General features: G+C 33.9%; 14 protein-coding genes. 3 read left to right on the top strand and 11 right to left on the bottom strand.

Features of this window, described 5'->3' with window-relative positions; genetic code table 11:
• Positions 1-108: 108 nt before the first annotated feature.
• From AAEO58_RS03495 to AAEO58_RS03470, 6 genes are all read right to left on the bottom strand, one after another.
• On the bottom strand, positions 109-870 hold the full coding sequence (locus AAEO58_RS03495) for a succinate dehydrogenase/fumarate reductase iron-sulfur subunit (protein WP_133609306.1): 762 nt from the start codon (positions 868-870) through the stop codon (positions 109-111).
• 6 nt (positions 871-876) lie between these two features.
• Positions 877-2886 (bottom strand): fumarate reductase/succinate dehydrogenase flavoprotein subunit, encoded by a 2010-nt coding sequence (locus tag AAEO58_RS03490; protein WP_133609304.1) that lies wholly within the window; start codon positions 2884-2886, stop codon positions 877-879.
• Positions 2887-2904: 18 nt separating this feature from the next.
• Positions 2905-3789 (bottom strand): succinate dehydrogenase cytochrome b subunit, encoded by an 885-nt coding sequence (locus tag AAEO58_RS03485; protein ID WP_133609302.1) that lies wholly within the window; start codon positions 3787-3789, stop codon positions 2905-2907.
• A 179-nt stretch (positions 3790-3968) separates the two neighbouring features.
• Positions 3969-4841 (bottom strand): hypothetical protein, encoded by an 873-nt coding sequence (locus tag AAEO58_RS03480; protein ID WP_341681957.1) that lies wholly within the window; start codon positions 4839-4841, stop codon positions 3969-3971.
• Between the two features lie 123 nt (positions 4842-4964).
• Positions 4965-5816, bottom strand: coding sequence for a ChaN family lipoprotein (locus tag AAEO58_RS03475; RefSeq protein WP_341681955.1), 852 nt, complete (start codon positions 5814-5816; stop codon positions 4965-4967).
• Between the two features lie 3 nt (positions 5817-5819).
• Positions 5820-8597 (bottom strand): VPS10 domain-containing protein, encoded by a 2778-nt coding sequence (locus tag AAEO58_RS03470; RefSeq protein ID WP_341681953.1) that lies wholly within the window; start codon positions 8595-8597, stop codon positions 5820-5822.
• A 277-nt stretch (positions 8598-8874) separates the two neighbouring features.
• Here AAEO58_RS03470 and AAEO58_RS03465 point away from each other — a divergent pair, with 277 nt between their 5' ends.
• Together AAEO58_RS03465 and AAEO58_RS03460 are read left to right on the top strand one after the other, a co-directional pair.
• Entirely contained in the window at positions 8875-10167 is a 1293-nt protein-coding gene (locus AAEO58_RS03465) for an aminopeptidase P family protein (RefSeq protein WP_341681951.1), read from the top strand.
• A 129-nt stretch (positions 10168-10296) separates the two neighbouring features.
• Complete coding sequence (locus AAEO58_RS03460) at positions 10297-11079, top strand: alpha/beta fold hydrolase (protein ID WP_341681949.1); 783 nt, start codon at positions 10297-10299, stop codon at positions 11077-11079.
• Between the two features lie 34 nt (positions 11080-11113).
• Here the strand turns inward: AAEO58_RS03460 and AAEO58_RS03455 are convergent, their stop codons facing one another.
• The 5 genes from AAEO58_RS03455 to AAEO58_RS03435 all read right to left on the bottom strand — a co-directional run bounded on the left by AAEO58_RS03455 (position 11114) and on the right by AAEO58_RS03435 (position 20895).
• Positions 11114-12046: a ketopantoate reductase family protein gene (locus tag AAEO58_RS03455; RefSeq protein WP_341681947.1), complete on the bottom strand. Its 933-nt coding sequence runs from the start codon at positions 12044-12046 to the stop codon at positions 11114-11116.
• A gap of 81 nt (positions 12047-12127) precedes the next feature.
• Entirely contained in the window at positions 12128-14905 is a 2778-nt protein-coding gene (locus tag AAEO58_RS03450) for a PD-(D/E)XK nuclease family protein (protein ID WP_341681945.1), read from the bottom strand.
• Positions 14906-14968: 63 nt separating this feature from the next.
• Positions 14969-16372, bottom strand: coding sequence for an OmpA family protein (locus AAEO58_RS03445; protein WP_341681943.1), 1404 nt, complete (start codon positions 16370-16372; stop codon positions 14969-14971).
• A gap of 105 nt (positions 16373-16477) precedes the next feature.
• A complete protein-coding gene (gene kbl, locus AAEO58_RS03440; RefSeq protein ID WP_341681941.1) occupies positions 16478-17674 on the bottom strand; it encodes a glycine C-acetyltransferase in 1197 nt (398 codons plus the stop codon).
• Positions 17675-17706: 32 nt separating this feature from the next.
• Positions 17707-20895: a UvrD-helicase domain-containing protein gene (locus tag AAEO58_RS03435; RefSeq protein WP_341681940.1), complete on the bottom strand. Its 3189-nt coding sequence runs from the start codon at positions 20893-20895 to the stop codon at positions 17707-17709.
• Positions 20896-21002: 107 nt separating this feature from the next.
• Here AAEO58_RS03435 and AAEO58_RS03430 point away from each other — a divergent pair, with 107 nt between their 5' ends.
• Entirely contained in the window at positions 21003-21608 is a 606-nt protein-coding gene (locus AAEO58_RS03430) for a superoxide dismutase (RefSeq protein WP_341681939.1), read from the top strand.
• Positions 21609-21986 lie beyond the last annotated feature (378 nt).

Below are 21986 nucleotides of genomic sequence, written 5' to 3'. Positions count from 1 at the left end.
AAAAATACCATTTTATTCTTTCATTTAAGAATGTTTAAGAAATATTTAAAAACAAAAAACGCATCCAAATGAATGAATGCGTTTTTATTATTTTTAAGATTCTATGAATTACTTCACAGATGCTTTTAAAAATTCTCTGTTCATACGAGCAATGTTTTCTAATGAAATGCCTTTTGGACATTCAATTTCACATGCTCCAGTATTCGTACAATTTCCGAAACCTTCTTCGTCCATTTGACGTACCATGTTTAAAACACGTTGTGTAGCTTCAACTTTACCTTGTGGTAATAAAGCGTATTGAGATACTTTTGCTCCAACGAATAACATCGCAGAACCATTTTTACAAGTAGCCACACAAGCTCCACAACCAATACAAGCTGCTGCTTCAAACGCTTTGTCTGCATCAACTTTAGGAACTGGAATTGAGTTAGCATCAATAGTATTTCCAGAAGTGTTTACTGATACGAAACCACCTGCTTGCTGAATTCTATCAAAAGCGGTTCTGTCAACAACTAAATCTTTGATTACAGGGAAAGCCTTACTTCTCCATGGTTCGATGTAAATTGTGTCACCATCGTTGAACATTCTCATGTGTAACTGACATGTTGTGATTCCAGTGTCAGGTCCATGAGCACGTCCATTAATGTATAATGAACAAGATCCACAAATTCCTTCACGACAATCGTGATCAAAGGCAACTGGCTCTTTTCTTTCGTTAATTAATTGCTCGTTTAATTGGTCTAACATTTCCAAAAACGAACTTGCAGTAGAAACATTATCTAATTTATAAGTTTCTATGCTACCTTTAGAATTAGCATTCTTTTGACGCCAAATTTTAAGGTTTATATTGATATTTTTTGCTGCACTCATAATATTTTATTTGTAATTTCTAGCTGCAATTTTAATTTCTTCGTATTTCAATTCTTCTTTGTGAAGTTCTTCTCTACTGATATCATCTCCTTTGTATTCCCAAGCTCCAACAAATTTGAAGTTTTCGTCATCACGTAAAGTTTCACCTTCAGCATCTTGATATTCTTCACGGAAGTGACCTCCACAAGATTCTTTACGTTGTAAAGCATCCATTGCCATCAACTGACCTAATTCGATGAAATCGGCAACTCTTAATACTTTTTCTAACTCAGGATTTAATTCGTCTGCACTTCCAGGAACATAAACTTCTTTGTAGAAATCTTCTTTTAATTGAGCGATTTCAGCAATAGCTTCTGTTAATCCTTTTTCATTACGACCCATTCCTACTTTATTCCACATAATCAAACCTAATTTTTTATGGAAATAATCAACCGATTTTGTACCGTTGTTGTTTAAGAATTTGCTAATTGAATCTTTTACTCTTGCTTCTGCTTCTAAGAATTCTGGAGAATCTGTTGAGATTTTTCCAGTTCTAATTTCGTCAGCTAAATAGTTAGAAATTGTGTAAGGCAATACAAAATATCCATCAGCTAAACCTTGCATTAAAGCAGAAGCTCCTAAACGGTTTGCTCCGTGGTCAGAGAAGTTAGCTTCACCTGCTACGAAACAACCTGGAATAGTAGATTGTAAGTTATAATCAACCCAAACACCACCCATTGTATAGTGAACTGCTGGGTAAATTTTCATCGGAGTTTCATAAGGATTTTCATCCGTGATTTTTTGATACATCGTAAACAAGTTACCATATTTCTCTTCTAACCACTGTTTTCCTAAAGCAGTAATCTCTTCTGGAGTTGGATTGTGATTCCCTTTTGCGTACGCCGATTGTTTACCTTTAGTTTGAATTTCTGTTGAGAAATCTAAGTAAACACCTTCATTTGTATCATTAGCTTCGATACCATGTCCAGCATCACAAACTTCTTTTGCAGCTCTTGAAGCCACATCACGAGGTACTAAATTTCCAAAAGCTGGATATTTTCTCTCTAAATAATAATCTCTATCTTCTTCAGCAATTTGTGTTGGTTTCAATTTACCCGCTCTAATTGCTTCTGCATCTTCTTTTTTCTTTGGTACCCAAATACGTCCTGAGTTACGTAACGATTCAGACATCAACGTTAATTTTGACTGATTAGTTCCGTGAACTGGAATACATGTTGGGTGAATTTGTACATAACATGGATTTGCAAATAACGCTCCTTGTTTGTGGATTTTCCATCCAGCCGTTACGTTACTTCCCATAGCATTTGTAGAAAGGAAATATACGTTTCCGTAACCTCCAGATGCAATAACAACAGCATGAGCTGAATGTCTTTCGATTTCTCCTGTAATCAAGTTACGAGCGATAATTCCACGAGCTTTTCCATCTACTTTAACTAAATCTAACATTTCGTGACGGTTGTACATTTTTACACGTCCTAACCCAATTTGTCTTGATAAAGCAGAATATGCTCCTAATAATAATTGTTGTCCTGTTTGTCCAGCAGCGTAGAAAGTACGTTGTACTTGCGTTCCACCAAACGAACGGTTATCTAACATTCCGCCATATTCGCGAGCGAAAGGAACTCCTTGAGCCACACATTGGTCGATAATATTTCCAGAAACTTCTGCTAAACGGTGAACGTTTGCTTCACGCGCACGGTAGTCACCACCTTTAATTGTATCATAAAAAAGACGGTAAATACTATCACCATCATTTTGATAATTTTTTGCTGCATTGATACCTCCTTGAGCCGCAATTGAGTGTGCACGACGTGGAGAATCTTGAAAACAGAATGCTTTTACATTGTAGCCCATTTCTCCAAGAGAAGCGGCAGCAGAAGCACCTGCTAAACCAGTTCCTACCACAATAATATCGATTTTTGGTCTATTATTTGGAGCAACTAATTTCAAGTGATTTTTATGATCGGTCCATTTGTCTTTTAATGGACCTGCTGGTATTTTAGAATCTAACTTCATAATATATACTGATGTTGATTATTTTTTAAAATGTAAGAAGATTGGAATAATTGCAAATAATAGTGGAACTATAATTGCAAATGCTCTTCCGAAAAACTTGATTGCTGGTGTTAATTTTGAACTAGTAGCTCCAAGCGATTGAAAAGCACTTTGAAAACCATGCCATAAGTGAAATGCCAAAGCTAACATTGCTAAAACATAACCGATTGTAAAAAACAATCCGTATTTAGCATCTTTAAAAAAGTCTACAGTTAATTTGTACAAATCTTTGTAACCTTCAAAAATGACTTCACCCGTTTTTTTGTTTACGATTTTAGTCATGTCTTGCACTTCTAGATCGTATTGCCCTTGTGTTTGCATTTTGATTGTCTCAAAAAATTCTTTAGATAATTTTCCGCTTTGATCCAATTGCATGTAAGGCATTTGAGAATCTTTTGTTCCCACTAACTGAATTTGTTTTTGCCCCATACCATTGTCCATTTCTTTTTGAACTAATGGCATGTTTTTGTCAAAATGCATTTTAGCCCAAAAATTCACCATGTGTGTAGCTATAAACACCATGATAACTGTTCCTAAAACTGCCATATTTCTTGAAGCTAAACTGCTTGAAGAACCATCTGTTTTAGCATAACCAACCGGTCTTGCTTTTTTGTTTTGGATTGTTAACATAATTCCATCAATAGCATGGAATAAAATTGAAATGTAAGTAAGATAAGAAAGTAACTTAACTGCTGGATTGGTGGTCATGAATAATGCATATTCATTAAATTGCTGACTGGTTCCGAAAATCAATTGAAGATTTCCTGCCAAATGCCCCGCCAAAAACAAGCATAGAAATAAACCTGTAAGAGCCATCCAGTATTTTTTTACGATAGATGACTTTAATAGTGCCGATTTTGCCATAATTTTTATTTGATTGTACTAGTTTAATAAAAAATCAAACAAAAATAAGGCTATTTGAAATTAACTACAACCTTTTCGAGCTAATTTATAATGATTTTAAAATGAATTTAACTATCGTTGAATATCAGGAGCTTAGTTGCTTAAAATCATGGAAATATATACTATCTTAGCAAATATACTTATTTAACATAAGTAGGAATCAATCCTCTTAAGCCCATATCAACCACATTTTCACCTATTGAAGGCTCATATTTACCATCTGAAGTAACTTCTTGCCATTCAAAACTATTGTTAGAGGAAAGTGATAAAGTAATAACTACATCTCGCGTTTCATTACCATTAATAATAAGATTTTGAGCAAATTTTCCAGTTACCACACATGAGCCAGAAGGGATTGGTGAAGTTGCTGCAATTGGGTTTGGAACCGTTGTAGCGCCAGCAGGTGCTTGCCCTGAAGTAGCATAAGGAAAATCATTCAAAGCAAAAGCCCAATAACCTTGTAGTCGATTTGCATTAACAGGAAAAGAGTTATTGCCAATAGAATGTGTTGTGATGTACGAATTATATCCAACAAAACTTGCTAATTTACCTTGATAATCTGTACCATTATTGCGAATTGAAATATTATATTCTTGGTAAGCCAAAGAAACTCGAACATATTCATAGTTTCCTTGCGCTACTTGACTTAATGGAATTCTCAAAAAAGCTTCGCCTTCACCTACCACAACGGCTTTACTAAAATCAATTGCAACCGAACCTCCTTGAGTGGTTTCATCTGCATGGTACAAAACAGTTCCTTCTGTTAGTTGAGTATAAGCTGTGGGCGCCAACTCAAAATAATGAGCACTAATTTTCCTAAAATCAGGTGATTGTGCTGCGTGACCAGATGGAATAGTAGCAGGTTGACCCAAATTATTCAATCGCACTTGATTAGGATCAAATTGGAATTTGACTATTAAATGAGGCTCTTCTGATACATCGTCTGAATCCTCACAAGAGAAAAAGGCAAATACACCTACTATTAAAGAGAATAAAACTACAAATTTCTTCATACTATCGATTGTTTTCTAACCCTGATTGGAGTGATAGCTCCCGATAAAATCGGGACTATAACGGAAAGCAGGAATCCAACATTAAACAAAACCCAAACGTTTGGTTTCTAAATTAAGACGATTTTAATATGTTTTTGTTACGTCTTCATCTATAACGAGAATAAAGTCCGCTTTATTGTAATGTTCGGCTTCTAATTTTGTAATATCTTTTTGTTCAACCATGGCAATGGTAACAATTTGTATATCAGCATCTAAATTTCTTAAATACCAATTGATTCCTTCGTAATTATCTGAATGATAGGTTCCGTTGTAATGTACAAAAATGCTGTTTTCTTTTCTGTTTTTATTGATGAAATAAGCCATTGTAGCGTCTTTTATGGCTTGTGCTTTTGGCATTTTCTCTCCAGCATGACCGCCTTGCATACTCATCATCCCTTTATATCCTGGCAAATTAATATCAAATTCTATTGGCAATGGAGCAATCCACGATTTTTCTAGAACAGAAAGCGAATCCAAAGCCACTAAATCTTTTTTAAATACCAATGAAGCATATCTACGTGGCACATTTGTAGCGATAAAATTAATTTTTTTGTCTTTTGCAAAATCAACTAAAGGTTTGTAATCGGTTTTATAATTTTTCCAAAGACGAGCCGAAGAATCCAATTGTTTTTGATTGATTTCGCCTTTTAAGTATTGGTCGAGTTGCTTTTGATTATCAGCTTCAATCATTTCTGCACCTAAAACCAAATCTTTATTTTCGGCTAAATCTTTAGTGAGCTCTAATTGTAACCAATGTACAACAGAATTATCATGATATTCGCCAAACAAAACAACTTCAGACTTTTCTCCAGCTTTTAAGAGTTTTTCATACGATGCTTTTTTGCCTTTTTTATCAAAAATTTGATAGGCTTTCTTATCTTGAGCCACAGAAGACAAGGATAAAACAATCGCTAAATACAGAATTAGATTTTTCATATTCTATTTTTTTGGAGCTGAAACTTCAAATGATTTGCTTTCTGATACTTTATCTTTTGATACTGTCATTTTGTATTTCCCAACAGGCAAATAAAACTTCTTGTTTTCAGCTTCTTTAATTTTGATGTTTTTATCTTTTTTATTCAACTTTTCAGCCACTTCTTTAGAAAGCGAATAATCATATTCAATCGAATTCAATCCTTTTTTAGCTGCTACTTTTTGAGTATGAACTACTATTCCTGATTCATTTGTAACAGAAATATTTACCATTTCATCAGTATTTGAATAGAACCAAATATCTTGAGAAGGTTCACTAGGTTTTCCCCAGGCGTAATTTTGAGTTCCCCATCGGTCTGATTTTGTTCTATCGTTTACTTTAAATAAATGAATATTTTTAGCCAAAACATCTTTAGTCAATTCCTGAACTTTAGAAATATCCATTTTATAAATTGAACGACCATGAGTTCCAACAATTAATTCTTTTGCTTTCGTTTGAATTACCGCATCATGAATCGCCACTTTTGGCATTCCTTTTGAGAAATCTTGCCAATTCGCTCCTTTGTCTACCGAAATGAATAAACCATTATCCGTTCCAACATATAAAATATTCTCATTTGCTGAATCTTCAACAATTACGTTCACTGCTTGAGTTAATCCATTCGAAATTGAAGTCCAAGTCGCACCAAAATCTTCCGAAACATAAGCATAACTTTCAAAATTATCGTTTCTGTAACCATTCAAAGTCACGTAAACTCTTTCTTTTTTATGAGACGAAGCGACAACTCTTGAAACCCATAAATTTTGAGGTAAATTACCTGAAATCAATTGCCAAGAAACACCGCCATCTTTCGAAACATGAATTTTCCCATCATCGGAACCTGCATAAAGTAATCCAAATTGGAATTTACTTTCTGAAATAGTCGAAATAGTTCCAAAAGCTACATTTCCTTCTTTAGCCCCGTTTGTTAAATCGCCTGAAATTCTTTCCCAAGTTTCGCCTTGATTCATGGAACGCTGTAAAAACTCCGAACCCATGTACAAAATATCTTGGTTGTGCGATGATAATAAAATCGGCGTTTGCCAATTAAAACGATATGGTTTTTCGCCTTTTGGTGCTTTTGGCGTGATGTAATCAAACTTAACTTCTTTCTGATTGATTTTGTAGTAGTTTCCAAATTGATATCCCGTAAATACTACATTTGGATTGCGACTATCAATTTGAATTTGCATACCATCACCACCAATTAATTCTTGATACGGATATTTCCCTTCTTGATGCCAAGCTACATTGTGTGAGTAATTATTTGATCCAAACCAAACGCCGTTATCTTGCATCCCGCCATATACATTATAATTTTCTTGATAATCCACATTAACCGCATACAACTGACCTAATGCTTCATTATTGCATTTTATCCAATGTGCTCCGTTATCATACGAGATATTCACACCGCCATCGTTTCCGTTAATAATGTGATTTGGATTTTCAGGATTTACCCAGGTTACGTGATGATCGGCATGCACATTTTCTTTTGAAATTACAGTAAATGTTTTTCCACCATCTTCCGAAAATAACAACGGAACACCACCAATATAAACACGATTTTGATTTTTCTCATCTACCGAAATGTTCGCGAAGTAATAACCATAGGTATAAAACATATCATCGATATAATTCTGATTCGCTTTTTTCCAAGATTTTCCGCCATCTTCCGATTGGTAAACTTCGCAACCAATTACTTCTGTTTCAAATAACGCTTTATTCGCATCAGACAAAACGGCTAAAACTTCTTTTGGTTCCATATTATTATCAGCAACCCAATTTTTAATGTTTTCCGCACGATATTTATCTCTGAAACCACTTTCTTTCAAAGCAATATTTAGTTCCTTGTTCGAAATTTCCATGAAATCAGCTCCAGGAGTTGACAACATCGTAGTCAATTTATTTTTTGAAGCTGTTTTTGGTCGTTTGTTCTGATTATCAACAACGGCATAAATTACGTTTTCATTGAATAATGCCAAACCAATTCTTCCTACACCTTCATTCGATGGAAATCCGCTTTCTTTGGTTGAAATTAATTTCCAAGAAGTTCCGCCGTCTTCACTTTTATAAATGCCTGATTTTTCTCCATCACCATCAAAATGCCACGCTTTTCTATCTTTTTGCCAAGACGCCGCAAAAATGATTTTTGGATTGTTTTTAGAAACGGCTAAATCAATAATTCCAGTATCTTCCGCAACAAACAAAGTTTGTTTCCAAGATTTACCACCATCAATTGATTTGTAAATTCCGCGCTCTTTGTTGGTTGTATATAAGTGACCAACAGCTGCTACTACAATTTCATTCAAGTTACTTGGGTTGACCCAAATTCGGCTAATATGATGCGAATCTTTTAATCCTAAATTTTCCCAAGTTTTTCCTTTATCCGAAGATTTTAAAACGCCAACTCCAGCATAAGACGAGCGCGAAGCATTCACTTCACCAGTTCCTACCCAAATTGTTCCAGAATTCCAATCTACCGTAACTGAACCACAATTAACCGTTTCTGCCGAATCCATCAATGGAGTGAAAGAAGTTCCGTTGTTGTTGGTATACCAAAGTCCGCCTGTTGCATAAGCGACATAAAATTCGGTTGGGTTTTTAGGATTTACGGCTAAATCTACCACACGACCACTCATAATCGTTGGCCCGATATTATTAGCCTCTACTTGATTAAACAAAGAATTTTGAGCGATTGCCGATTGCACAATCAATAAAAACAGGATAGTAATTTGCTTCATCTTGAAAAAATTTGTTGAAAATTAGCCAAAACATTGCACTTCTACAAAATTTCTAAAGTATTTAACAACTTTTCATTTTTATCTTATTAATTTTGAAAAACATTTTTTTCTACCACATAGAAACATAGAATTTTGATTCTTTAGAAAAGGCAACTTATTCATTTTAGTAAACATAGTTCAAACTATCTGAAAATGAAATGCTATATTTTCTCAAACTTTTTAGTCAAACCTATGTACCTATGTGGTTAAAATTTAAACATTAAAAAATATTTACATCATGAAATACCATCAAATAGACCGCGATTTATACGTTAAAAACAGAGCTAAGTTTACAGCTCAAATGAAACCTAACAGCGTTGCGGTATTCAATTCAAACGATATTTATCCGGTAAGTGCTGATAGTACTTTGCCTTTTGCACAACATAGAGATATTTTATATTTATCAGGAGTGGATCAAGAAGAAAGTATTTTATTGCTTTTTCCTGATGCGCCTTACGAACATTTGAAAGAAATTTTATTCTTAAAAGAAACAAACGAGCATATTGCTATTTGGGAAGGTGAAAAACTTACTAAAGAAAGAGCTTTTGAAGTTTCTGGAATTAAATCGGTGATTTGGTTACAAGATTTCCACAAAACGTTGAAAGAAGTAATGGCGTATGCTGAAACAATTTACATCAACACCAACGAACATTACAGAGCTGTTATTGAAACAGAAACTCGTGAAGCGCGTTTTATCAAATGGTGGAAAGAAAATTATCCAGCACATAAAGTAGAAAAATCAAATCATATTTTACAAAGATTGCGTTCGGTAAAAGAAAGCGAAGAATTGGATTTAATCCAAAAAGCGTGTGATATTACCGAAAAAGGTTTTAGAAGAGTGTTGCAATTCGTAAAACCAAACGTTATGGAATATGAAATTGAAGCTGAATTTGCGCATGAATTCTTAAGAAATCGTTCGAAAGGTTTTGCTTACACGCCAATTATTGCTTCAGGAAACAATGCAAATGTGTTACATTACATTGAAAACAACCAACAATGTAAAGCTGGCGATTTGATTTTGCTTGATGTTGGTGCAGAATATGCCAATTATTCAAGTGATATGACGCGTATGGTTCCGGTTTCGGGTCGTTTTACAGACAGACAAAAAGCAGTTTATAATGCGGTTTTAAATGTGAAAAATGAAGCTACTAAAATGTTGGTTCCAGGAACTTTATGGAAACAATATCATGTAGAAGTGGGTAAAATCATGACTTCTGAATTACTTGGTTTAGGGTTAATCGATAAAGCCGATGTACAAAACGAAAATCCAGATTGGCCAGCGTATAAAAAATATTTCATGCACGGAACAAGTCACCACATGGGATTAGATACACACGATTATGGATTATTACACGAACCGATGCAAGCCAACATGGTATTTACAGTTGAGCCAGGAATTTACATTCCGAAAGAAGGTTTTGGTATTCGTTTAGAAGACGATATGGTGATTCAAGAAAAAGGTGCTGCATTCAACTTAATGCGCAATATTCCGATTGAAATTGAAGAAATTGAATCGATAATGAATTCTTAATTAGAGAAAAGATACAAGAAGAAAGAAAAAAGACGGTTTACGAAAGTGAGCCGTTTTTTTATTCCCAAAATTTAAGTACTTAACGAAAAAACTTTGCGGGCTTTGCGTTTAAACTCTACCTTTGCCTTTATGAAAACCACGAACTTCAAAAACACTAAAATCAGTTACACCGACCAAGGAAAAGGAACGGCTGTGGTTTTATTGCATGGTTTTTTGGAAAATCAATCGATGTGGAAAGCGTTTATTCCTGAATTAGTTAAAAAACACCGCATCATTACTATCGATTTATTAGGTCATGGTGAAACAGAATGTCTAGGTTATGTCCACACGATGGAAGACCAAGCCGATATGGTGCATCATGTGTTGCACGAATTAAAAATCAGGAAAGCGGTTTTGATTGGACATTCGATGGGCGGTTATGTGGCGTTGGCTTTCGCCGAATTATATCCTGATAATGTCAAAGGAATTGTATTACAAAATTCCACTTCAAGAGCTGATAGCGACGAACGAAAAACAAATCGTGACAGAGCTATTGTGGCGGTGAAGCAAAATTATTCGGCTTTTATTCGCATGAGTATTGCTAATTTGTTCAGTGAAGACAATCGTGAACGTTTAGCGGATATTATCGAAGAAGTAAAATTAGAAGCTTTAAAAACACCACTTCAAGGCATTGTTGCTGCGTTAGAAGGCATGAAAATTAGAAAAGACCGCGAAGTTATTTTACATTTTGCGCCTTATCCTATTCAACTCATTTTAGGTAAAAAAGACCCAGTTTTAAATTACAAAGAAAATTTAGAACAAATCGAAGGCACGCAAGTACAACTCACCACTTTTGAAGACGGCCACATGAGTCATTTTGAAAATCAATCGGAATTGTTAGCGGTTTTGAGTGGTTTTTTAAAGAAAATTTAAAATTTGCAAAAAAGCAACCCTTTTTAAAATGCTTTTATCTATTTAGCTTTTTTAGTTTGTTATAAACTTCAACATATATTGGCGTTTCGATGTTGTGTTTTAAGCCTTGGTCAATTACATATCCTGTTAGTGATTGCAACTCGTTACACGCTTTTTTGTTCTTAAAATCGGAATGCATAGAAGATGTTGTTTCAAATGGTAACGATTTCAATTTGTGGATTGTCAATTCGGTTATGTTTTCTGCAATTTCAATGTTGTTGGCTTGAGCAATTTGTTTCACTTCATTAATTAAGGCTGTAACTTTTTCTATGTGATTTTCAGTTACAACTTCGCCAATACTTTTATCAAAAAACGTTGTGGCGGTTGCTGTTGGCGAAATAAAAATAAATTTCTCCCAAACAATTGTTGCAATATTTTGCGAAAGTGTCGCTTCAATAGTTGCTTGCTTAAAAATGGTTTCAAAATGTTTTAATTTTTTATCAGAAATATTGTCACCGCCAAAATATAACGTTTGAATATTACCCATATTTTCAATAACACCTGGCTGTTTTAAACGAGAAACAATATAAACACAACCGCTTAAAATTGTATTATTTGGAAGTATCTTCTGAATTTTTTCATTGCTATCAACACCATTTAATAGTGGCAAAATAAATGTTTTGTCGTTGATGCAAGGTAATAATTGATGTACAACTGCTTCAACATCATAACTTTTTGTGCAAATTATTATCAAATCTGCAACACCAATTTCCTTTGGATTATCGGTTGCAATTATTGGATTGGCTACAAACTCATTTTCGCCTTTAATTATTTTTAAGCCATTGTTTTGTATTTCGAGCAAGTGTTGTCCACGGGCAAAAAAACAAATTTCAATTTCTTTATCATCACAATATTGTTTTGCCAACAGTCCGCCAAAATATCCACCAACGCCACCAATTCCGGCTATTACTATTTTTGTTTTTGTCATTTTTCTGCTTTTTTTGATTGATTAAAATAATCATTCTGCAAATTCAAAACTTTGCACAATTGTTTTATGTTTTGAATTCTATTACACTTTTTCCTTAAACGGAATTTCTGGATTGAAAATTTCCAGAATCAATTTTTCTAATTCCGATTTTAGATCTTCTAAGATTTCGTTTGAAATAACAAGTTCAGCATCTCTTCCTTTTCCTAATCCGAAAGGTAAAAAACCGTTTTTCATGTTTTTGAACGAAACTATTCCGGCCGAAACTTCTCGGTTTTGCTTTAATTCATGATTTTCAAACATCAACGCATAACACAACAACTGAATAATTTTTTCGTTTTTAATATCGGAAGTCAAATCAGTGAAATCGTTAATTTTTAAACTATTCCCATCCACTTTCCCGGTTTTGTAATCGATGATTCTGATGGCGCCGTTCCTTTCTTCGATTCGGTCAACTTTACCCGCAATTTTTATTGGAAATGGTAAAGATCTTACTTCGATTTCACAAGATAAACTCGCTTCCAACAATAGTACTTTTATCGCTTGACCTTCTTCGATATCTTTCTTTTCCAATTGTAGAAAATTGTAAACATTTCGTTTCGCCACTTCAAAAGCTAACAGGTTTTTACCTTTTGTGATTTCGCCTTCTTTGTAAATTTCTTTGAAATGTTTTAAAATGACTTCGTCAATTTTTGCTTCCATCGCTTCAATATGATGCAATGCCAAAAACTGATTCAAATAGGGTGTATATAATTCTTCCAACGCATTGTGAATGATAGTTCCCAATGTATTTACAGCAATGTTTTCTTCCACTTCATCGGCTTCGTTAATGCGCAAAATACGTTGCATATAAAACTGTAACGGATTTCGAATATAATTCGTTAAAGACGATGGCGAAAATCCTTTATCGGTTGCGATTTCGTGCAAACGTGTTAGGATTTTATCCGTTTTTGGAATGGTAACGGGTTCGTACGCTTTTTCGGGTAAAACGGCATTGTAAATGGTACTTGAAATAGTATGACTTGGCTGTTTCTCAATCTCTAATTGCGTGATGAAACGACTTTTTTCACCAGCATCGATTCCTTCGTTGTCGGTGTTATAAAGCAACCAAACGTTTTTAGCGCGCAACAACAAATGATAAAAGTGATAGCAATAAATCGCATCTTTTTCTTTGTACGTTGGTAAGCCTAGTTCTTTCTTTACATCATATGGAATAAATGAATTTTGAGATTTTCCAGCTGGAAATTTACCTTCGTTTACTGAAGTGATTATCACATTTTCAAAATCCAATACACGGCTTTCTAAAACACCCATTACTTGAAGACCACTCAAAGGTTCGCCTTCGAAAGAAACTTCCGCTAAATCGATAATTTGCTTGTAAATTGCTTGTAACGATTGTAAACTTTCGATTTGATTATAGGTTTCGTGATAATTGGTTAATTTATTAATTGTTTTAAACACCGAATACACGAAAGCTTTTGTTACTTTCTCTTCACTATCATCGTTACTTAAATAGGATTTTATGGTGAGTAAAATCGAATTCAAATTCGCTAAAATATCGGAAATAGAATCGTCCCAACGTGTGAATAATAATTCAAAGAATTTATTTTCTGTGTTTGGATATTTTTCTTCGTATAAACTGAATAATTTTTGATTAGAGAAGAAGGTAAAATTGTTATTATTAATAACTTTTACGACTTCTTCCACTTTACAATATGGCTCAACCAAAGGATGATTTAGAATATCTAAAACTTCTTTATAATAGAAGGTGTAGCTTTTTTCGTTTCGTTGTTTGGCATTGGTATGCAACTTGAACAACTTACTAATCAACAGTTGCGCTGGATTATTTTTACTTAGATAACCCATTGTAATATTCAACGCCTCAACTGATTCTGGCAAACCATATAAAACTGGAAGCAATAGATTTTCATCGCCTAGAACAACGGCTGTTTTCTCTAAATTTGGGTTTTCACATTGAATTTTTTCAATAATAGTTCCTACAATTTTAGCTTGACCGATGCTTTTTGGCGTACCAATAATTTCAATGTTTTTAGCTTCACTAAAATGATTCACCACCCATTCGAAATTTTGGTTTACAAAAGGCTTCCATTCTTTTTTAAACTTTCGAATGAATAAACCTGCATCGTGATACGAATCATCCAAAAAAACCTCATCGATATCCCAATAGATTTTGGCTTTATTCTCGCTGGCTAAATGTTTGAAAATTCTTTCTTCGGCTTGATTTAGTGCATTGAAACCTGCGAAGTAAATTTGATTGGTAATTGTTGTGGTAAACGAAGCTAAGTTTTTCACTGCTTCTCTATACAATAAACCTTGATAACCGATTCCCTTTTTTAATAAATGATTGTAAAAAGATTCGTAGTATAAAGGTAATTTAGCCCAAAACTCTAAATGTGTATCTATTAGTTTGGTGGTATTTGATGGTTCTAAATTCCAACGTTTCAAAGCTTCAATATCTTCTAAATAAGAAAACACATGGCTTGGATCTAATAGATATCTATCGATTTCATTAAAATCTTGAATAGCAGTTTTTGCCCAAGTAGCAAATTCTTCAAACGATTGTTGTTTGGCTTTTTCGGTAACTGAAAGATAGACTTCGTAGAATTCAAATAAAAATTCAATGGGATCAATCGTGCGAAGACCAGAAATTTCTTGAATAAAATCTTCAATACTTATTATAGTTGGCGCAAATGAAGTGGTTTCTAATTGATTTTTTAAACATTCCAAAAGAAACACTTTGGCTCTTTTATTCGGTAAAACAATCAAACAATTTGATAATTCAATATCAGATTGAGATAATATGGTTTGGCTTAACTTATCTAAAAAAGTATTTTGTTTCATTTTATAAAAATAAAAAAACGTCCCGAAATATCGGGACGTTTCCTATTATATTTTACAAAGAAATTATTTAACTAATTTCACTTCTACTCTTCTGTTGTTAGCTTTACCTTTAGAAGTTTTGTTAGAATCTACTGGCATAGACTCACCAAAACCTTTAGAAGATAATCTTGAAGCATCGATACCTTGCTCAATTAAGAAATTCTTAACTGCAGCAGCTCTATCTTCAGATAATTTTTGGTTCATTGCATCTTTACCATCAGAATCTGTATGTCCTTCTAATGAGAACTTAGCAGTAGGATACTCTTTTAAGATAGCAGCCATTGCTTGTAAAACTGGCATTGTTTGTTTTTGGAAAGAAGCTTTACCTGAGTTAAACAAGATAGTTTTACCGTAATCATTTAATTTTTTCATTGTTTCGTCAGAAACTTCTGGACAACCATTGTTAGCAACAGTACCAGCTACAGTTGGACATTTGTCATCTTTATCAGCAACACCGTCACCGTCAGTATCAGGCCATGGACAACCAGCGTTATCTTTAGCACCAGCTACAGTAGGACATTTGTCATCTTTATCAGCAACACCGTCACCGTCAGCATCTGGACATCCGTTCATCATTTTAGTTCCTTTGTCTTCTGGACAAGCATCTTCTGAATTAATGATTCCATCTCCATCATTATCAGGACAACCGTTTAATTCTTTAGTTCCAACTTCTTCTGGACAAGCGTCTTCTGAATCTTGGATACCATCTTTATCTGTATCAGGACATCCTTTGAATTCTGGTAAACCAGCAACTTCAGGACATGCGTCATCTTTGTCATAAATTCCATCACCGTCTGTATCTTTACCTCCAAATTTGAAAGTAATACCAGCGAAATGTTGGATATGAGTTGGAACATCAAGATCAGCAACTCTGTTATCATCAAATGAATGTTTGTAAACAGATTGTAACTGTAAACCTACATTTTCAGTAACCCAAAATGTTAATCCTAAACCACCATTTACAGTTCCAGCAGATGCATCACCAAAAAAGTTATAACCACCACCTACATTGATAGATGGATCTAACCATTTAGATTTCAACATTTCCATGAAACTATATTTAATAGTAGCATCAAATGCGAAATAATTTAAATCTCCAGGATTTACAACTAAATCAGTATAATCAGTTGTTAAATCTCTTTCAACCCACTTGTTAATTCTGTTAACAGAACCAGTTAATCCAAAAGAAAAACCATCACCTACATATCTTGATACATTAACATAGGAAACAGCAGGAACTATATTCCAGTTTTCTTTCACGTTAGCTAATTGGATCCATTTTGGACTATCGTTTCCAACAGCACTTACTTTAGTGTCTACTCCGTTAGCACCAAAAGAGATTGCCCACGGGTTGTTGCTGTCTTGCGCTTGAGTTGTCATACCTGCAAACAATAAAGCGGCAGCAAATAATTTGTTAAGATGTTTCATACTTGTTTTTTATTTAATTACAATGCGTTATAATTGGAACAAAAGTAATACGTTTTTTTTAACTACAAAAAGTTTTGTTAAAAAAAATTACTTATTTGTCGGATTTTACTTGATTATTCCTAAATTTTTGGCAACTTCAGTGAAAGCTTCTATAGCTTTATCCAAATGTGCTTGTGTATGCGCAGCTGATAATTGCACTCTAATACGAGCTTTATCCTTTGGAACAACTGGAAAGAAAAACCCTATAACATAGATTCCTTTTTTTAACAGTTCTTCTGCCATTATTTGCGATAATTTAGCATCATATAGCATAACAGGCACAATTGCAGAGTCTCCATCGATGAAATCTATGCCTGCTTTTCTTAATCCAGCTTTGAAATAATTCGTATTCCACTCTAATTTATCTCTAAGTGTAGTGTCTTTTTCTAATAATTCAAAAACTTTTAAAGAAGCTCCTACAATAGAAGGTGCTAACGAGTTAGAAAATAAATATGGACGCGAACGTTGGCGTAAAATTTCAATCACTTCTTTTTTAGCGGTTGTATAACCACCCATTGCACCACCTAAAGCTTTCCCTAAAGTCCCTGTGATGATATCCACTCTTCCCATTACACCTTTAGCTTCTAATGTCCCTTTTCCTGTTGCTCCAATGAAACCCGCTGCGTGGCATTCATCAACCATTACTAAAGCATCATACTTATCGGCTAAATCGCAAATTTTGTCTAATGGCGCCACTAATCCGTCCATTGAAAAAACTCCATCAGTTACAATAAGCTTAAAACGATGACCAGCTTCAGTAGCTTTAATCAATTGTTGCTCTAAATCTTCCATATTGGAATTTTCATAACGATAACGTGCTGCTTTACATAAACGAACCCCGTCGATAATGGAAGCATGATTCAAAGAATCGGAAATAATACAATCTTCTTCTCCTAGTAAAGGTTCAAAAACTCCTCCGTTAGCATCAAAAGCGGCTGCATATAAAATAGTATCTTCTGTTCCGTAGAAATTAGCGATTTTTTGTTCTAATTCTTTGTGGATATCTTGAGTTCCACAAATAAAACGTACTGATGACATTCCGAAACCATGAGAATCTAAAGCGTCTTTCGCTGCTTGAACCACTTCTGGATGTGATGATAATCCTAAATAATTGTTCGCACAAAAATTTAAAACCGTTTCTCCAGTAGAAATTGTAATTTCTGCTCCTTGAGGTGACGTAATAATGCGTTCTTTTTTAAATAATCCGTTTTCTTGAATGGTATTTAATTCGTTTTGTAGGTGTTGTTGGATTTTTCCGTACATAATATATTAATCGTTTATGGTTGTGTTAATGGTTACAAAGTTACTATTTCTATACTTTCTCCTATATATATGAGTGCTTTTTTTGCAACGGTATAATTCATTTCTTGTAAAGCCAATTCATATTCTTCCAATTGTGCTTTGTGTTTGTTGTGTTTTTCTCCTGTTTTATAATCTAATAAATACGCAACATTATTCTTAATTACAACTCTATCTGGTTTGCTATTTTTTGTGGCTTTTTTAATGATATTTTGCTCATTAAACACTTTGGCTTCAGGTTCAAAATATTCTTTTAATTCCGAATGATTGACAATGTTTTGAATCGTTTCTTTGAAAACTTCTTGTTGAGAAAACGTAATCAATCCTAATTCTGTTGCTTTTTGAATGGCTAAATCCACATCGTCTTTCGTATGAATAAACGCCATGATTTCATGCAAAATATTCCCAAAATTAATTGCATCTTGCTGAATGGTTCCCCACATTAAAGCTTCGCGTTGTGCAATTTTGATGTTTTTTGGATTTAACTTATTGATTACAATACCAATTTGATTGTTTTTACCTTCGTGAGCTTTGTTAGTTGAAATTCGGGTTGGATTACCAAATTCGTATTCCAATTTTGCGTCTTCATATTTGCCTGAATTCTGTAAAAACTCTATAAAATAATACGATAAATTATTGGTAACCAAATCGCCTTTTTTGGTTGTAAGTTTATTCGAAATCACATACAATTGTTCTTCAGCTCTCGTTAATGCAACATATAAAACGTTAATCGTATCTAAAACTTCTTCTTGGTTTTTGGTTTGAAAAATGGTTTTTGCTTCGTTTCCGTAACTTTCGACTTCTTTTCTGTTATTGATTAACGCTTTTGGCAAATCAATATTCGAATCTTCTAACGGAATCCAAAGTTTATCTTTAATTTTTCTCGAAAAATCTTCCTCGGCAAACGGAAAAATCACAACTGGAAATTCCAAACCTTTTGATTTGTGAATCGTCATGATGCGAACTGCGTTTGTTCCTTCTGGTGACGGAATACTTTTTTGGTAGCCAATTTTGTCCCAATACTCCAAGAAATCCGCAATGCTCGATTGTACTTTTACATCTTTTTCTAACACCAAATCCAAGAAATATTGCAAATACGAAGTATTCACTTTGTCATTTAAAAACGTCGCAATCAAAATTTCGACTGCTTCATACAGCGATTTTTTCTTGCAATTTTTGAACGAAATATCAATTCCGATGGTTTTCAAAAACGTTTCTAATTCTTCCGAATTTTTATCTTTTGCAGTCAAAATAAAATCATGAATTGCTACTTCTGATTGCAAATATTTCGCAATAAAATACAAGAAATAGACTTTTGACTCATCATCTTTTGGGTTTTTCAAATAACGAAGCAACGCAATCAACAACTTCACTTCGGTTGCATTTTGAATCAATAACGTTTCAGAAGACAAGATCGGAACACTGTTTTCGGTTAAGAAATTCGCCAACTTAATTCCAGGTGCTTTTGTTCGCGTAAGCAACACGATATCTTTATATTCAAATCCGTTTGCGATACATTTTTCAATCGTTCTTAACGTTTGATTCAAGTAAAATTTATCTTTTACCGAAATCGAATCGTTGTCCGAATCAAAACCTTCGACTTCAGTTTCGTCTTCTGGCACTTCGATGAACGACAAATTCACATAACCACCGTTTTTGGAATTGATTTCTTGATGTGAAAGATTTTCGTATAAATTTTCATAATCTGGATTTTCGAATTTATCAGATAATTGCTTGAAAAACGCATTATTAAACTGAATTACTTCGCTAAAACTACGATAATTGGTTCCTAAACGAAGCGTTTTTTTGTCTTTATTAGAAAACGGATTATACTTTTTGTCTTCTTTTGCTAAATCGATAAATTGTTCGGCTTTTCCACCACGCCAACGGTAAATGGCTTGTTTTGGATCACCAACCAACATCAAAGTTCCTTGCTGACCAAAATCGTCTTGACCAGAAAGCGCGTTATCAATTAGCGGAATTAAATTTTGCCATTGCATTACCGAAGTGTCTTGAAATTCATCGATGAAATAATGACGGTATTTTTCGCCCAAACGCTCGTAAATAAAAGGCGCTGGTTGGTTTTGAATTTCGTTGTGAATGATTTTATTGAAATCGGAAATCGAAACTAAATTTTGCTCTTCTTGAATTTGTTTGAATTCTTGATAAATCGTGTTTAACAACGACAAGGGGTTTAGATTTTGGAGAAAAGCTTCATACATTGAAATTTTTCCCGCTTTTTCATTGATTGCAATAACCGAAGTTAAAATTTCAGAAGCATTTTCATCAATAAAATCTTTATCAGATTGTGGAACCGTCTTTGAATAAGGCGATTTTGTTCCGTCTAAATAATTAATTATCGTTTCGTTTATAGCAATTTTATCCGCTGCAACTTTTTCTAAATGATTGGGAACATAACTGGAATAAAACGATTTTCGAGAAACACCATTTCCATCAATCAAACCCAAAACGCTTTGAGCAATAGCTTTACATTCCGATTTTAACTCTTTATTTTCCTCCTGCAATTTCTTTTTGATTACACCAAAATCATCCAAACTCTTATCAGCCATTTCTTTGATTTCTTCCGAATTATTTTCGTTTGTAATCAGTTGGGCAACCTTTAATAATTCGGCAGAAATGTCCCAATTTTTATCGTCGTCGGTTTTTTCTTTTGAAAATTCGATTAATAATTTAGTCAAATTTACATCATCACCAGCTTTAGAAATGACTAAATCGATGGCTTCTTGCAAAAGTGAATCGGTTTCCAACGAAACTTCAAAATTCGGTGGCAAATTCAAATCTTGAGCAAATGTTCGGATAACTTTATGCGTGAATTTATCAATCGTAGAAATATCAAACGCCGCATAATTATGAATGATATTTTTGATTATGGCTTTCGATTTATCTTTTAAAGTGGCAATGCTCAATTTAGTTTCAGCCGAAACATCTTTTAGCAATTCCATCGCTTTATCGGAAGTGGTATCAATGGAAAACTCGTACAAACTGGAAACAATTCGGCTTTTCATTTCTTCCACCGCTTTGTTGGTAAACGTAATGGCGAGAATTTTTCGATACGCATCATCATTAGTGGCTAAGAAAAGAATTTTTAAATACTCTTTCGTTAGCGTGTATGTTTTTCCGGAGCCAGCCGAAGCGTCGTATATGGTGAAAGCAGTTGTGTTCAAATGTTATATTTATCTTAATAATAGTGGTATAGAAACTATCTATTTTTGATTCCGAAGTTTAATTTGTAAATTTGGTGAAAATATTACTAATCTAAAAATAAAATATTATGGCTTTTGAATTACCACAATTACCTTATGCATACGATGCATTAGAACCACATATTGATGCAAGAACAATGGAAATTCACCATTCTAAGCACCATAATGCTTACGTTACTAACTTAAACGCTGCAATTGCCGGAACAGATTTAGAAGGAAAATCTATTGAAGATTTAATGAAGAATTTAGATATGAACAATATGGCAGTTCGTAACAATGGTGGTGGACATTATAATCACACAATGTTTTGGGAAATTATGTCGCCAAATGGTGGTGGATTACCAACAGGTGATTTAGCTAATGCTATTGATGCTGCGTTTGGTTCATTTGATGCTTTTAAAGCAGAATTTTCTAAAGCGGGAGCTACTCGTTTTGGTTCAGGATGGGCTTGGTTATGTGTGAAAGACGGAAAATTAGAAGTTTGTTCTACTCCAAACCAAGACAACCCAATTATGCCAGGTGTTGCTTGTGGTGGACAACCAATCTTAGGAATGGATGTTTGGGAACACGCTTATTATTTAAATTATCAAAACAGACGTCCTGATTATATGGAAGCATTCTTTAATGTAATTAACTGGACAGAAGTAGCAAAACGTTTTGCTGCAGCGAAATAATTCAGAATAAATAAAATTAAAAAAGGCGAGGATTTTTAATCCTCGCCTTTTTTGTTACCAAGTTTATTAAAATAAAAAAGGTGAAATTGCTTTCACCCTTTTTGCCCCAAATCTACCATAAAACTTAACCTACTAATTTTCTGGTAGGACTAAAGTAGTACAAGATAAAATGCTTGCATAAAAAAATTGTTGAATAACACAAAAACTCGACGAAATGCAATTTAAAAAAACAAAACAGTTATTTTTTTAATTTTTTATAACAAATCTCTAAGTTTTTGGGCAAAAAAAAAGGCACGCATTGCGTACCCTTTTTGCCCCAAATCTACCATAAAACTTAACCTACTAATTTTCTGGTAGAGCTAAAGTAGTATAAGATAC

Source organism: Flavobacterium helocola, assembly GCF_038289885.1.
Lineage (GTDB): Bacteria > Bacteroidota > Bacteroidia > Flavobacteriales > Flavobacteriaceae > Flavobacterium > Flavobacterium cheniae.
Note: the sequence above shows the minus strand (reverse complement) of the source record. Positions and strands in the feature narration are given on the sequence as shown.